This window comes from Shewanella sp. 553 (genome assembly GCF_059338375.1).
Genome location: NZ_CM181701.1, coordinates 1,306,705 through 1,320,561 on the forward strand (window position 1 = coordinate 1,306,705; position 13,857 = coordinate 1,320,561).

Genomic DNA, 13,857 nt, shown 5'->3' on the forward strand with positions numbered 1-13,857 from the left:
ATATTGATGACGTTGATTATTGCCGAAGCAGGCGTAAACCATAATGGCCGAGAAGAGTTAGCTTTTGCTTTGGTAGATGCTGCACATAAGGCTGGGGCCGATATTGTAAAGTTTCAAACGTTTAAAGCTAAAAACCTAGTTACAGAAGAAGCAAAGCAGGCAGAATATCAAGTAACTAATACTCAAAAGCAAGAGTCACAACTGGCAATGCTGAGTCGCTTAGAGCTTTCGTACGAGGTTCATCATAACTTGGTTAAATACTGTAACTCTTTGGGTATTGAATTTTTATCGACAGCTTTCGATTTTGAAAGCCTAGATTTTTTAGTTAATAACTTAGGTTTGACGCGATTAAAGTTACCTTCTGGTGAATTAACGAATGCGCCCCTTGTATTAGAGCACGCTCGTACGGGGTGTGACCTTATCGTTTCGACAGGAATGGCGACCCTTTCTGAAATTGAAACCGCATTAGGGGTTATTGCTTTTGGCTATATCGCTGATAAAAATGCTGTGCCTTCTATGCTGGGATTTCAAGAGGCTTATGCATCAGAAGCGGGTCAGGCAGCGTTGAAAGAGAAAGTAACGATACTTCATTGCACAACTGAATATCCAGCTCCGATGGAAGAGATTAACCTGAGAGCCATGGATACCCTTGCCAGATCTTTTGATTTAGCAGCAGGCTATTCAGATCATAGTGAAGGTATAACTATTCCGATAGCAGCAGTTGCTCGTGGAGCAGTACTAATTGAAAAGCATTTCACGTTAGATAAAAACATGGAAGGTCCAGATCATAAAGCTTCTCTTGAGCCACGTGAGCTAGAAGCCATGATAAAATCTATTCGGCAAATAGAAGTTGCGCTTGGATCTAGTGTAAAAACACCTACGGTATCTGAAATAAAAAATAAAGCTGTTGCTAGAAAAAGCTTAGTTGCAGCAACAGATATAAAACAAGGTGAAGAACTAACAGAATTCAACCTCACAATTAAGCGTCCTGGCTCAGGTCTATCGCCATATCGTTACTGGGAACTTATCGGACACAGAGCAACTAAAGGCTACAAAGCTGGAGAGCTAATTTTTGAGTGATAAGTCAATGCTACCTATCGTAATAATTGGTGGAGGAGGCCATGCCTCAGTTCTTGCTGAAATATTACTTCTACAAGGACGAGAAATTCTTGCTGTAATAAGCCCTGAAGATATAAGTCAACGTTCGGTGTTTAAGGGGATTACGCACCTAAAAAATGATGATGATATTTTGGCTTTCAGCAAGGATCAAATTCACTTAGTGAACGGTATTGGTATGATGCCTAAATCTGGATTTAAGCGAAAAATTAACGAATATTTTCTTTCGTTAGGGTATCGGTTCGAAACTGTCATAGCGGATAGTGCATTTGTATCTCCTTTTTCTAAAATCGAAATCGGCGCTCAGATCTTACCTATGGCGATTATTCAAACAGGGGCAATAGTCGGTAGTCATAGTATAGTCAACAGTGGTGCTTTGGTTGAGCATGACTGTAACATAGGTGCTTACAACCACATTGCTCCGAAAGCCACACTATGTGGCCAAGTCAAAACAGAAGATAATGTTTATATTGGTGCAGGTTCGACTGTTATCCAAGGATTATCTATTGGTTGTGGAGCTATCGTAGGAGCCGGAGCAAGCCTCACTAAGTCTTTAGGATCTAATACCATTGCATATCCTGTAAGAGTAACAACCAAAACAAATTCTTAGAAAAAAAGGTAGAATATGAGTCATTGTTGGCAAAAAACGCTGATATCAGAATCAAGTACAATAAAGCAGGCATTAGAAATAATTAACAGCGAAGCATTGCGTGTAGCTGTAGTTGTTGATCAGGAAAAAAAATTGCTAGGAATGATCACTGATGGTGATATCCGACGTGGTTTACTAAATGATTTGATGTTAACAGACTCTGTTTCCAAGGTTATGAATACTAAGCCTATTATTGCTAAACAAGGTGCTTCAAAAGAGCAACTTATAGAGCTTATGGACAAAAAACAGATCTTATCTGTTCCATTACTTGATCAGGAGGGTGTGGTTGTTGGTCTTGAAACTCTTCATAGTGCACTGAGTAAAGATCGATATCAGAATCCTGTCTTTATTATGGCTGGTGGTTTCGGTACTCGCCTACGTCCATTGACGGATAACTGCCCGAAACCAATGTTGAAAGTAGGTGATAAGCCTATTTTAGAGACAGTTATTAAAAGCTTTATTAAAGCTGGCTTTAGTAATTATTACATATCCACTCATTATATGCCGGAACAGATTCACCAACATTTTGGTGATGGTAGTGATTTAGGTGTGAGTATTTCATATGTACATGAAGATAGTCCTCTTGGGACTGGCGGTGCGCTTGGCTTATTACCTGATGATATGCCAAGAGATCTACCATTAATCATGATCAACGGTGATGTATTAACTAAGGTCGACTTCCAACGTTTGCTGAGTTTTCATATGGAAAACGATGCGGACGCAACAATGTGTGTACGTGAATATGATTATCAAATCCCATATGGTGTGGTTAATGGCGACGGTAACCTAATCACAAGCATGGTAGAAAAGCCAATACAGCGTTTTTTTGTCAATGCGGGTATTTACGTAGTATCGCCTCGAGTTATCCAATCAGTAGAGAAGAACCAGAAGATTGACATGCCAACCTTGCTTGAACAGCATATGGAAGAACGTCAAAAAGTACTTATGTTCCCTATTCATGAGTATTGGCTAGATATCGGCCGTATGGACGACTTCAACAGAGCACAGATGGATATATTATCTCTGGGGTTAGAGTAATGTTAAATGGTAAGCGAGTTATTGCGGTTATTCCAGCAAGAGGTGGGAGTAAACGATTACCTGGTAAAAATATAAAGCAATTAGGTGGTAAACCTTTAATTTCATGGTCTATCGATGCTGCGAAAAAGTCAAAATATATAGACCGTGTTATTGTTAGTACTGACTGCAATGAAATTTCAAATACAGCAGAAAAATTTGGTGCTGATGTACCTTTCCTAAGGCCAAAAGATCTATCTGGTGATACAGCTTGCACCAATGGTGTTATTTTACATGCTCTTGAAGTAGTTGGTGAAGACTTTGATTATGTGGTTATATTACAACCTACTTCACCACTGAGGAAGACAGAGGATATCGATAAATTACTAGAATCGTTCGATGAGACTATTGAAGGTGTAGTGTCGGTATGTGCTTGTGAACACAGCCCTCTATGGGCAAATACGTTACCGAGTGATAAGAATATGGGGGAGTTTTTCCCTGATTCGATTATAGGCAAGCGTTCACAAGATTTGCCGGATTATTATCGTTTGAACGGTTCGATCTATGCTTTTAAGGTAGATCGCTTTTTGAAAAACAAAGGTATTTTCTACTCAAAAAAAGTTATAGCTCATACTATGCCAATCGAAAGATCTGTAGATATAGATACGATTTTAGATTTTTATATCGCAGAAGTTATGTTAAAGCATAACAATGAATTGATTTAAATATATTTATTCAGATAAACAGGAATGAATTTTCAATCATAGATTTGGATTTTTGGTTGATTACTTGGAAAAATAAATGCTTATAAATATAAACAGAACATCACAACGTGGGCTAAAAAAGAGTGTTCAACTTAATAATAAATTATTTTATTACCATGTATTTGGTAGCTTATACTTAGAGGATGAAGCCGAAGTTATTAAGTCAACACTAGATGGCAACCACAATCACTTAGAAAAACTCGTTGGAGACTTCACTGTTATAGTGCTAGATCCAGAGTGTTGCAAAGTAAAAATTCTCTCTGATCGTCCAGGTAAGCAAAACATATTTTATCATATGGGGAAAAGTGGCCTTACGATATCCGATGACTTTTGGGAAATTAAAGATGCATTGTCGTTTGGTGTTAATGAGCTTGATATAACAGCTATTAAGCAACAAATCTTTTTTTTCACTGGATTGAATGAGCGTACTATTTTAAAAGGTGTTAAAACAGTACCTGCAGCATCAATATTGACGGCAGACATTTACAAAGAGAGTGTTACTAGTAAGCGATATTGGAAATTTAATTATATTGAAAATCAACTATCTTACGATGATAAGCTTGATTTAATCGATGAAACATTTACAAATGCACTTGGTACAATCAAAGTTCTAAATCCAAAAGAATCAAGTTTTGCAGTCGGTATAAGTGGTGGTCTTGACTCGAGAGTCATTCCTTATTATGCGAAAAAAAATGGAATGAATATTGAAGGTTTCACTATCGGACTAGAAAGACCAAGAAAACTTTTTCTATCGAATGACTTTAATAGTGCAAATAAAATTGCAGAATATTTCAACATAGAGCGTAGAACGTTAGACTATAACTCAATTCCTTTAAAAGAACAGTTGGACATTGAATCACTACTGGCTCCTGAAATAGGCTCTCAAATATTTAAGGTTGTTAATGTTGATGAATTAAAATCAAATGTTCTAGTTACTGGCGCGAGCGGTTTTGTTATTGGTGCTTCGCCATTATACAGCTCAATTAAAGATAGTCCCTTATTAGACCACACATTACTTCATCAGTCTCTTCTTGGTACTAAGCCTAAAGCTGCTAAATTTAAGAAAGCAATCAACTCATTAACTGGTTTACCATTAGATTTCAAAGCCAAGCTAAATATGTCTGGCTTCGGTGATTTCTTTACTAAAGCTGAGTTAGATGAGTGCATAGATGATATTGAAACATTTTACGCAAATCTAGGCACTCTTTCTAACTCTGAGAAATTAATGAATTACGCTATTTTTTGTCTTGGTCGAAATAATGCGAAAGGTGCTTTTGAAAGTTTTCTAGGTCAGAAAGAATCTTACAGTATCTATACGCCATTTTTCTTAGATACGGTTCAACAATTTAATGAAGATGAGCTGCTTAATAGACAGTTATTCCAAGAGTTTATAGCAAAGCGATTGCCTGAACTATCTGCTATTCAAGGGCAGGATTTTAAGCCTACGTTTTCTCGGATCTCTAATCCATTCTCTACAGTTTCAAGAAAACTATTAGCTATGGGGAACTTCGTTATTAGAGGCAATGGGGTTATGAATTATGAAAACTGGGTTAATTCCAGTGAGTTTAAACAATTGAAGACTCATTTAGATGGCGAAACAAAATATCTTCAGTCAGAGTTGGGCTTGAGTTTTGATTATAGAAATCATCGGGTTCATCCAGCTCTTCAACAAAATATTTTAAAAATGCAAACCATTTTGTTAAAGATGTAACATTAATGAACGTCAATAGTATTAAAGTATTGTTATTTAAGCCAGCAGTTGTATATCTACTGGCTGATGTTTTAGTAAAAAGCATGCAATTTCTCTTGATGCCTTCAGCTTCTCATTTATTAAGTATCCAAGAATATGGTCAATTAACATTGTTTTTAGCTTTACTTACAGCGTTAGTCCCTATGGTTAGCTTATCAAGTGAATCTGCTTATTCTATATTCTATAATCAAGATCTAGGTAAAGATAAAAAAAGGTTATTTATAAATAGTATCCATGTTGCTGCGACTGGATTTTTTATATTCACTAGTATTACTTTAATGCTATCCTTTATAGATGATAATCTATTGTTTAGTATAATTTCACTAAAATACCAAATGACAAAAATGTTTCTTATCGTTTTTTTTGAGTATTTTGTAAATTTATACTTGTTATCTAGTAGGTTAAGCTTTGATAAGTCTAAATACTTCTTTTGGTTTGTATTTTACTTCGCGATTAAGTTTTTAGTCGGTTTAGGCACTATTTATATATTTGAGAGCTCTGACGCTTATTTAAATTCTATTCTATTGCTTAATTTTTTGTTTGTATTGATTATCATATCAAGAATTTTTAATGTTATTAGTTTTATTAATGAGTTTTTTGTTTTCGAAAAGCATTTATACATAAGGATTATTAAATATTCTATAGTGATTTTGCCAGTGAGTATTTTCTCAGTAGTTAATTCTATGGTAGATAAAGCATATATTACATCTCTATTGTCCGTTGAAGAATTAGCGGATTATACGTCTATTTTTATTTTGGCAGGTTCTATACAGATTGTTATACTCGCAATGAATAAGGCATATATGCCAAAGCTACTAAGTCTTTATTCTGAGTATAGGTATTTATCTTTGGATAAGATTAAAGGTAATACTCGTAGCTTGATGATATTTAATTATGTTTGTTTTTTGACGTGTATAATTATATTGCCATTTTTATTTAAAGTGATATATAGCGAAAAAATTACGTTTAATTATGATGTTTTCATCGTTCTTAGTTTGAGTTTTTTATTTAACACTCTGTACATTTTGTATACAAATGTGCTTTCTCTTGAAGAGAGTACTGCCAAGTATAAAATGTTTGGCTTCTTATTTGCGACCATGGTTAACATACCTCTTAGTTATATTCTTACGTTAAAGTTTGGTATCTTAGGTTCAGCAATATCAACAATGTTAAGTTGTATTTTTGCCGCATTTATATTGTTTGCATTAGTTAATGTAAAAGTAAAAAGTTATTACCTATTGAAAGAGAGTGCTTTTTTTCTCTTTGGATCAAGTTTGACTGCACTACTGATGTTATACATTAATACATACTTTGAAATATATTAACTAACTATAGGTTGGAATTGTGGCTGAGCCTTATCTATTGATCGACTTAGTATCCATTAGACATAATGCGGAAATATTAAGCTCTAAAACAAACAACAAATGTGAACTTATCGCTGTTATAAAAGCTGATGCATACGGTCACGGTGCATTGGAAGTTTGTCAAGCTGTTGACTCGATAAATACGTTTGCTGTTGCCCGCTTATCGGAAGGGGTTGCATTAAAAGCTGCAGGAATAAAGAAAAATATTCTAATTTTCTCGGGAGTTAATACTTACGATGACCTAATGAAAGCGATTAAGTACGGTCTCGTTGTTGCAGTTCACACGGAGAGTCAAATTAAGCTTCTAAAGGAGCTTCCTAAAAAATATAGTCTTCATTGTTGGATTAAATTCGATAGTGGTATGCATCGGCTTGGGTTGCATGCCGATGAACTCAAGCGTGCTTTAATTACATTACAGTCTATGTCAAATATCAAAGTTGATGGCATTCTCAGTCATTATTCTTCAGCGGATAATGATCATTACCGAAGTGTATTTCAACTAAATAATTTTGACCTTGCGACTTCTGATTTTGATTTCAATACATCAATAACAAACTCTGCCGGCCCTCTTACAAGGCTATTTTCGAGAACAAAGCTATGCGAGGGTTGGCCTCTCGTTGTACGGTATTTCTCCTTTTGAAGATAGAAAAGGGTCAGATCTCGGACTGATAGCGTCTCAATCTTTAAGGGCATTCGTTATCTCAGTACGTCGACATGAGCAAGGTGAACCAGTAGGATATGATAGTATTTGGGTTTCTGAGCGTGATACTAATTTAGCCGTGATTGGTATCGGCTATGCTGATGGTTATCCTAGAAATGCTAAAAACGGTACACCAGTTCTTATTAATGGTATTGAGTACCCTCTGGTTGGTCGTGTATCAATGGATTTGATCAGCGTAGATATTGGTAGTGATTCAGATGTTAATGTTGGAGATGAAGCAATATTGTGGGGAGATGGATTACCAGTAGAGTATATTGCTAAATGTGCAGGAGTTATCCCTTACGAGCTTCTAACTGGTGTTTCTAAGCGTGTTAGCCGTTGTTATTCTGATAATAAATGAAATTTTTTTTGGTTTCTACTTCATAAATTCGGTTAACTTACACTTGGTATCAATATGATATTTTCTTCGAAAGTCTATCTAAATATATTATTGGCTACGATATTTTTATTCTTTATATCTAGGCAAAATATAATAAATTTAGGGCCGTTATCTTATTTTAATCATGTATATATATTTATTTGTACTGCTGCATTTTTAGTGTTTATCTTTTGCAAGCCAGTCAAACGTCGATTTCTGATTCTATTATGTGTTATTTTTTTATATTCAGCGTTTATGGTTTTTAGGAATGGAATTCCAATTATAAATATCTTGCAGACCTTCTTTACCTTAAAGTTTGTATTTGTATTTTTTGTTATGGCTTATGCTTTAAATGCAGACAGGGTATTAATACTTGCGAAGTTTACTAAAGCTCTTACTTATATTCTTCTAGCGTCATCACTTTTTGTAGTATTCGATTACTTAACACCAAACTTTCTATATACACTAGCAAAAGACGGTCGAGGTATCATGGGAATTTCACCTGGTTCCTTCTTTGGTTCTCGAGTCCTATATTCTGGGTTTCTTCTTTTGTATAGTATTCTGCTCTTATCATTTAAATACAATAAGAACACTAATAGGTACTTTATATATCGACCTAGGATTTACTGGTTTTTATTGTCCTTTACGTTAGTGTTGCTGTTTCTAACATTTTCTCGAAAAGAGTTACTTCTTTTGTTGGTAGCATACGGTATTACCGTTATATATAAAAATAAAGGCTTAATAAGGCTGCTAAGCTCGATTGGTATATTAATTGTTGCGCCAGTTGTATTGGCGAGTTTATGGTTGCTTGTTGGCGATTCAGTCCTAGCTAATTTCAATGAAAACTATGTACGCTATAAGATATTTTATTACGCAATGGAAATTTTTGAATACAACTTTCCATTTGGTTCTGGTCCTGGTACTTATGGAACTCTAATGTCAAAGATGTACACTGATGTCTATAGCTTCTTTAATGTAGACAAAGCTATTATTGGTTACGGTAGCCAAATCGAAGGTCCTATTTTTGATTTGTTCTTTGTCTCATTAATTGCAGAATATGGTCTTGGAATCATATTTGTTATGTGGTTTATTTTTCAACCTTTCTTTGCTGAAAAAGACGGTTACGCTGACCAAGTTGTACACGTAAGGTTAATTCGGATCAATGCTTTTTTAATGCTTGTCGGTATTGGTTCAATGGTACCTATCATGGGCAATATAATAGGACTGTTGCTTTTCTTTTTACTAGGGATATTGACTTCGAATAACAATATTTTTGTTCATAGTCGGAAGCAAGTTAATGCATAAAGTTGTAGAAACGCACATTATTGAGAACAACCTCAATAATGAGGCAGAGGTTTGGCCACTACTCAAATATCACATGACTCGCCATGTAACTCTTTCAAAAGGGGTTGAAGACATGGAATTCAAATCGAAGTCATATTTTTATTTATTTCTCTCTCTTATTATTAGTTTTATAAACTTATTATTCGCTCGATTTAGCAAAAAAAATACAGCTTATTTTGGTGCCTTTTCTCGAGTATCCGTGAATGGCGGCGTTATTTACGATGAGTTTGTTTCCGCAGAAAAGCAGAAAGAAATGTGTACTCTGTATCATTGTTCAAACTTTGAAGGGGTGCAGGTATTGAGGTGCTTTAAAAGCGGAGTGATTTTTGAAAACCTCATTGCGAAGCTATTGTGTTTTTTTATTAAGCGTTTTGGTTGGTATTCACCAGGACCAATGCTTTCAGAGTGTTTTTTTGATTTATTAATCCAAGAGTACGGCGTTTCGAAGCAGAAAGTGCAAGCAATCTTGCTTGATTATGAATGTAAGAAAGCTGCCTATAAATTCCTTCTAACGTGGCTAGGAGTCCAGAACGTTGAAATCGTATCGGCTTATACTAAGCCTGCTATTGTTAGTGCGGCGAATGAGTTAGGGATGACGACGCTAGAATACCAGCACGGTTTGTTATCACCTTACCATCCGTCATACCATTATGCTGGGAAGGATCTTTCGGCCTAGCAGCATGTTGCCTACTCGTCTAAGGCTCTATTCAAGCTTTTGGCAGGTGAAAATGCGTAAAGCTAACTTCGTTCAAGAAGATGCGATTGAAGTCGAAGGTGCCTTGCCTCAAGTATGTGACGAGGTAAAGGAACAAGTATTTAGTCAAATTGGAAGCGATAAGTTTTTCCTCTTTACTGGACAAGGTATCTGCTACTCTGAAGTTGCGACGTTTGTATTAGGTCTCATTGAGAAATATCCAGATTATACTGTTATTTATCGACCTCATCCGCGAGAGTATCAAAACCACGTACAGCTTTCTGCTAAAGTAAACAATTCAAAATTCAAAGTTGTTGATCGTGATAGCTACCAAGATACACTAAAGTTGATTGGTGCATCTAAGGCTCATTTTTCAATATTCTCTTCTTGTCACTTTGAAGCCCTTGAGCTTCTTGGGCGAACTTATGTTCTTGATGTTGTTGAAAACAATTTAATGAAGGAAGGTGGTGAAGATGAAAATATTATCTTCATTACTAAAGCATCACAAATTATGGATATATAACCTGAAAGCACATTTATGAAAAAGCTAAAACTCGTCATCTATTACTTATTTTTCTATAATCTACCTAATTCAAGATATTTATCATTGTTTAATCAGCTTCGTTGCTGGTATCTGACTCGTGTGCTTAAAGTCGTTAGTGCTCATCCTAAAAACAGGCTAGAAAATCGAATCTATATTTCCGATGCATCAATGTTAAAGATCGGTCAAAACGTACGGATTAATGAGAATGTTTTTATTCAAAGTGCAATAATAGGTAGCAACGTCATGATTGCTCCCAACGTTGCCATTCTTTCAAGCACACATAGTTATGAACGATTAGATATACCGATGGTTGATCAAGAAGATACCTTTGGGCTGCCACCAGTTATTGAGGATGACGTTTGGATTGGTCGAAATGTTGTTGTTAAACATGGAGTAACTATCGGAAAAGGCGCTATTGTTGGGGCCTGTTCATTAGTGACAAAAGACGTGCCAAATTACGCTATCGTTGGTGGCGTCCCAGCGAAAGTAATTAAATATAGAAACACCCAAGAAAATGAAAAGAAGTACAAAAATGACTAAAACATGTAAAATTGGTGGGCTAGATATCTCCGCATACGACAGTATGGATCACGCAGTGGACTCTATCTTACATCAGGGAAATGTTGTAAGTGGGTTTGCAGTCGCGGTTAACGCGGAGAAGATAGTATCTAGTTACGAGAGAGCTGATGTAAAGAGCATTCTTGAGTCCGCTACCATTCGTTATCCTGATGGCGCAGGTGTCTCATTAGTTATGTCTAAGCGAGATTGCCCTAGCGCAAGGATACCAGGCTGTGATTTGTGGTTAGAGCTAATGAGAGGCGCTGCACCATTGAACGTTCCAGTGTTTATTGTCGGAGCTAAACCAGAGGTGAACCAACAAACGGTTGAGAAGCTGAAGAATGAACTTAACGTCAATGTAGTGGATGCTTGTGATGGTTATTTCAAAGATGATCTAGAGCTTATTGAAAGAATCAAGCAAAGCCAAGCAAAAGTTGTGACTGTAGCTTTAGGCTCGCCTAGACAAGAAAATTTCATTAATAAGTGTCGTGAAATTTACCCTAATGCATTTTACATGGGAGTTGGCGGTACTTACGATGTCTTTACTGACAGAGTAAAGCGTGCACCCCAGTGGGCTCAGAAATATAACCTAGAGTGGTTTTACCGATTAGCCTGTCAACCGACAAGAATTACGCGCCAGTTAAAGTTAGTTAAATACTTATCTTTGGTGGCAACAAAGAAGGTGTAGCTCGCTATTCTATTATCGTAAGATGTTAATAAACACATATCAATAACGCACGTTCTTTGATATTTCATCAAATCTTTCAAGTGGTAAGCGAGAAGTTCGGGTTTATTCCTCCGCAGGTAAAAGTCACTAAAACGTTTACTTAAATTACAGCAAGCTGAGCTTGTTAAAAGCACTGTACGTAAGTCAAAGCTCATCTTAACCAGTACTAGTCAGCCTTATCCCTCAAGGGATTAAGACCGAATCACTGTTGAGCCGAATCATCACCAGTAAATATTAATATGGTAAACCTCTATACTTCAAGACACTATCTTAGAGTAGTACGCTATCGAGATGAGAGGTAAAACGATGGCAGATGGGATGATTAAATGCTGTAACTTATTGCAACCTCTTTACGATAGGTTATGTGAACTCTGGCTTTGAATAAGCTGTTTTCTAGCAGATGAAATAACTCTCAATGTATTAAATGATCAGAAGGCAACTTGTTATAAGTGTCTGTACGCTAAGGGGGCAATTGTACTCTGAATAATCGAGGTATTTCTAATAACTAACTGCACGATGATCAGATAAGTTGCCTTTTGTTGATATATTGTTGATTTTTATGTGTATTTTTGGTGTGCTTACAAGTTGGCGGTTGTGGAGGCTACGGTGATGTTCAAGCAACCCTTGCAGGTTGCTGGCTCAATATTCGGTGTAAGTTTAATGCTACTGAAATTGCTCAGCCTAAGGGAACAACTGGTAAGGAAAATTGGGCGCTGAACTATATTTAAAAGTTCTACCGAGTCGAGAGATTAAACAAAGATCGTCGTCACGAGGTTCGCCGCGTACAGAGGCGCCTTCATAGCCAACCGTTATTTGATAGATTGCAATTGACAATAATCGTGCCGAACGAACCATAAACCATTTGCTATTGGACGAAAGAATTGGCTATTTTCTGAATACGGCCGATGATGAAAACACCAGTACTATGCTATACAGCATAATAGAAACTTTCGGGTGAATTAACTAACTCGTTTCGATTACTTAATGCACCGCCTTAGCTGTTGTCACTCAAGCATTAAGAAGTTGAATACCCGCAACTATTTTATATGCATACACTGTATTATGTGTAACTTCCCCTAATTTTATTTTTCTCCTATTTCATGAGATCGTTATGTTCACCAGTCTATTGTTTATTTTTCTGCTTTCTTTTTTTAGTCTATTTATTTTTCGAAAAATAGCTAAATGGATTGGGTTAGTTGATAAACCTAATGAACGAAAACATCATGAAGGGCAGGTTCCACTAATTGGCGGAATCTCAGTTTTTTTTAGCTTTATGGTGACTCTGTTCATTTATTCTCCGTTCAGCAGTACTCTCATTCTTTATAGCATCTGTTCCATGGTGTTAATTGTCTTAGGCGCATTGGATGACCGCTTTGATTTGAGTTTTAAAACTAGGTTGTTTGTTCAGGCTGCGATATCGCTGGTGATGATCATATTCGGCGAAAAAAGCTTACATAATTTAGGCTATTTAATGGGCAGCGAGGTTATTAGTCTTCCATTATCAGTGAGTTATATTGTGACGATTTTTGCTGTGATCGGCGCGATTAATGCGTTTAATATGGTCGATGGTATAGACGGTTTACTTGGGGGGATATCGTCGGTTACATTTGCTGGGTTGGGGTATCTTTTTTATCTTTCAGGTAACACACTGATGGTTACCTATTGTTTGATGTTAGTGTGTGCCATGCTGCCATATATCATGTTGAATTTGGGGATCCCCTTCGGTAAGCGCTTCAAAGTGTTTATGGGAGATGCGGGTAGCATGTTCATCGGTTTTACTGTGATTTGGTTGTTGATTGAGGCTAGTCAAGTACCGAAAGACATAGCTATTCGGCCAGTTACAGCGCTTTGGTTAATCGCACTCCCTTTGATGGACATGGTCTGTATTATGATCAGACGTATAAAGAAGGGACAGTCGCCTTTTAAACCAGATAGAGAGCATTTACATCATATCTGCCAACGGTTAGGTCTATCGCCGTCCTTGTCGTTAGTACTGATTTGTTTAGCCGCCGCTTTAATGGCGATTATAGGTATTTGGTCCGATTTTTATGATATCGATGAAACAGTGATGTTTGTTGCGTTTTTAATTATGTTTGCAATTTATTATCTTTCGATCACTTATGTTTGGCGACTGACTACTTTTTTACATAAACTTTTAAAGTTCACTAGTCATATATAAAAGTAAAATTTGTTATTTTTGAGGTTATATTTATCTTAGATTCTTTATTGCAATCCAGAGAGTCTATACTATATT

At 36.3% G+C, this 13,857-nt stretch carries 14 protein-coding genes; all 14 read left to right on the forward strand.

Going from position 1 to position 13,857, the window contains the following annotated elements; translation table 11 throughout:
- The first annotated feature begins 6 nt into the window (after positions 1-6).
- The 14 genes from neuB (at position 7) to wecA (ending at position 13,782) form a co-directional block, all read left to right on the forward strand.
- Positions 7-1,080, forward strand: coding sequence for an N-acetylneuraminate synthase (gene neuB, locus AC5YBZ_RS05860; protein ID WP_494543545.1), 1,074 nt, complete (start codon positions 7-9; stop codon positions 1,078-1,080).
- A complete protein-coding gene (locus tag AC5YBZ_RS05865) occupies positions 1,073-1,726 on the forward strand; it encodes an acetyltransferase (RefSeq protein WP_494543546.1) in 654 nt (217 codons plus the stop codon). Before neuB ends, AC5YBZ_RS05865 begins: the two co-directional genes overlap by 8 nt.
- 15 nt (positions 1,727-1,741) lie before the next feature.
- Entirely contained in the window at positions 1,742-2,803 is a 1,062-nt protein-coding gene (locus AC5YBZ_RS05870; protein ID WP_494543547.1) for a nucleotidyltransferase family protein, read from the forward strand.
- Positions 2,803-3,504 carry an acylneuraminate cytidylyltransferase family protein gene (locus AC5YBZ_RS05875; RefSeq protein ID WP_494543548.1) on the forward strand — a complete coding sequence of 234 codons (702 nt, stop codon included), beginning with the start codon at positions 2,803-2,805 and terminating at the stop codon, positions 3,502-3,504. The genes AC5YBZ_RS05870 and AC5YBZ_RS05875 overlap by 1 nt, the downstream gene beginning before the upstream one ends.
- Positions 3,505-3,580: 76 nt before the next feature.
- Positions 3,581-5,254 (forward strand): asparagine synthetase B family protein, encoded by a 1,674-nt coding sequence (locus AC5YBZ_RS05880; RefSeq protein WP_494543549.1) that lies wholly within the window; start codon positions 3,581-3,583, stop codon positions 5,252-5,254.
- 5 nt (positions 5,255-5,259) lie between these two features.
- The gene (locus AC5YBZ_RS05885; protein WP_494543550.1) at positions 5,260-6,618 is read left to right on the forward strand and encodes an MATE family efflux transporter; all 1,359 of its coding nucleotides are present in this window, start codon (positions 5,260-5,262) and stop codon (positions 6,616-6,618) included.
- A gap of 19 nt (positions 6,619-6,637) precedes the next feature.
- Positions 6,638-7,297 (forward strand): alanine racemase, encoded by a 660-nt coding sequence (locus AC5YBZ_RS05890; protein ID WP_494543551.1) that lies wholly within the window; start codon positions 6,638-6,640, stop codon positions 7,295-7,297.
- Positions 7,275-7,718 carry an alanine racemase C-terminal domain-containing protein gene (locus AC5YBZ_RS05895; protein ID WP_494543552.1) on the forward strand — a complete coding sequence of 148 codons (444 nt, stop codon included), beginning with the start codon at positions 7,275-7,277 and terminating at the stop codon, positions 7,716-7,718. The genes AC5YBZ_RS05890 and AC5YBZ_RS05895 overlap by 23 nt, the downstream gene beginning before the upstream one ends.
- Positions 7,719-8,429: 711 nt before the next feature.
- Positions 8,430-9,041, forward strand: a complete 612-nt coding sequence (locus AC5YBZ_RS05900) for a hypothetical protein (RefSeq protein ID WP_494543553.1) — start codon at positions 8,430-8,432, stop codon at positions 9,039-9,041.
- Positions 9,034-9,756, forward strand: a complete 723-nt coding sequence (locus tag AC5YBZ_RS05905; RefSeq protein WP_494543554.1) for a hypothetical protein — start codon at positions 9,034-9,036, stop codon at positions 9,754-9,756. Before AC5YBZ_RS05900 ends, AC5YBZ_RS05905 begins: the two co-directional genes overlap by 8 nt.
- A gap of 52 nt (positions 9,757-9,808) precedes the next feature.
- Positions 9,809-10,297 (forward strand): hypothetical protein, encoded by a 489-nt coding sequence (locus AC5YBZ_RS05910; RefSeq protein ID WP_494543555.1) that lies wholly within the window; start codon positions 9,809-9,811, stop codon positions 10,295-10,297.
- A 15-nt stretch (positions 10,298-10,312) separates the two neighbouring features.
- Positions 10,313-10,858, forward strand: a complete 546-nt coding sequence (locus tag AC5YBZ_RS05915; protein WP_494543556.1) for an acyltransferase — start codon at positions 10,313-10,315, stop codon at positions 10,856-10,858.
- The gene (locus AC5YBZ_RS05920) at positions 10,851-11,564 is read left to right on the forward strand and encodes a WecB/TagA/CpsF family glycosyltransferase (RefSeq protein ID WP_494543706.1); all 714 of its coding nucleotides are present in this window, start codon (positions 10,851-10,853) and stop codon (positions 11,562-11,564) included. The genes AC5YBZ_RS05915 and AC5YBZ_RS05920 overlap by 8 nt, the downstream gene beginning before the upstream one ends.
- A gap of 1,150 nt (positions 11,565-12,714) precedes the next feature.
- Positions 12,715-13,782, forward strand: coding sequence for a UDP-N-acetylglucosamine--undecaprenyl-phosphate N-acetylglucosaminephosphotransferase (wecA, locus tag AC5YBZ_RS05925; RefSeq protein ID WP_494543557.1), 1,068 nt, complete (start codon positions 12,715-12,717; stop codon positions 13,780-13,782).
- Positions 13,783-13,857 lie beyond the last annotated feature (75 nt).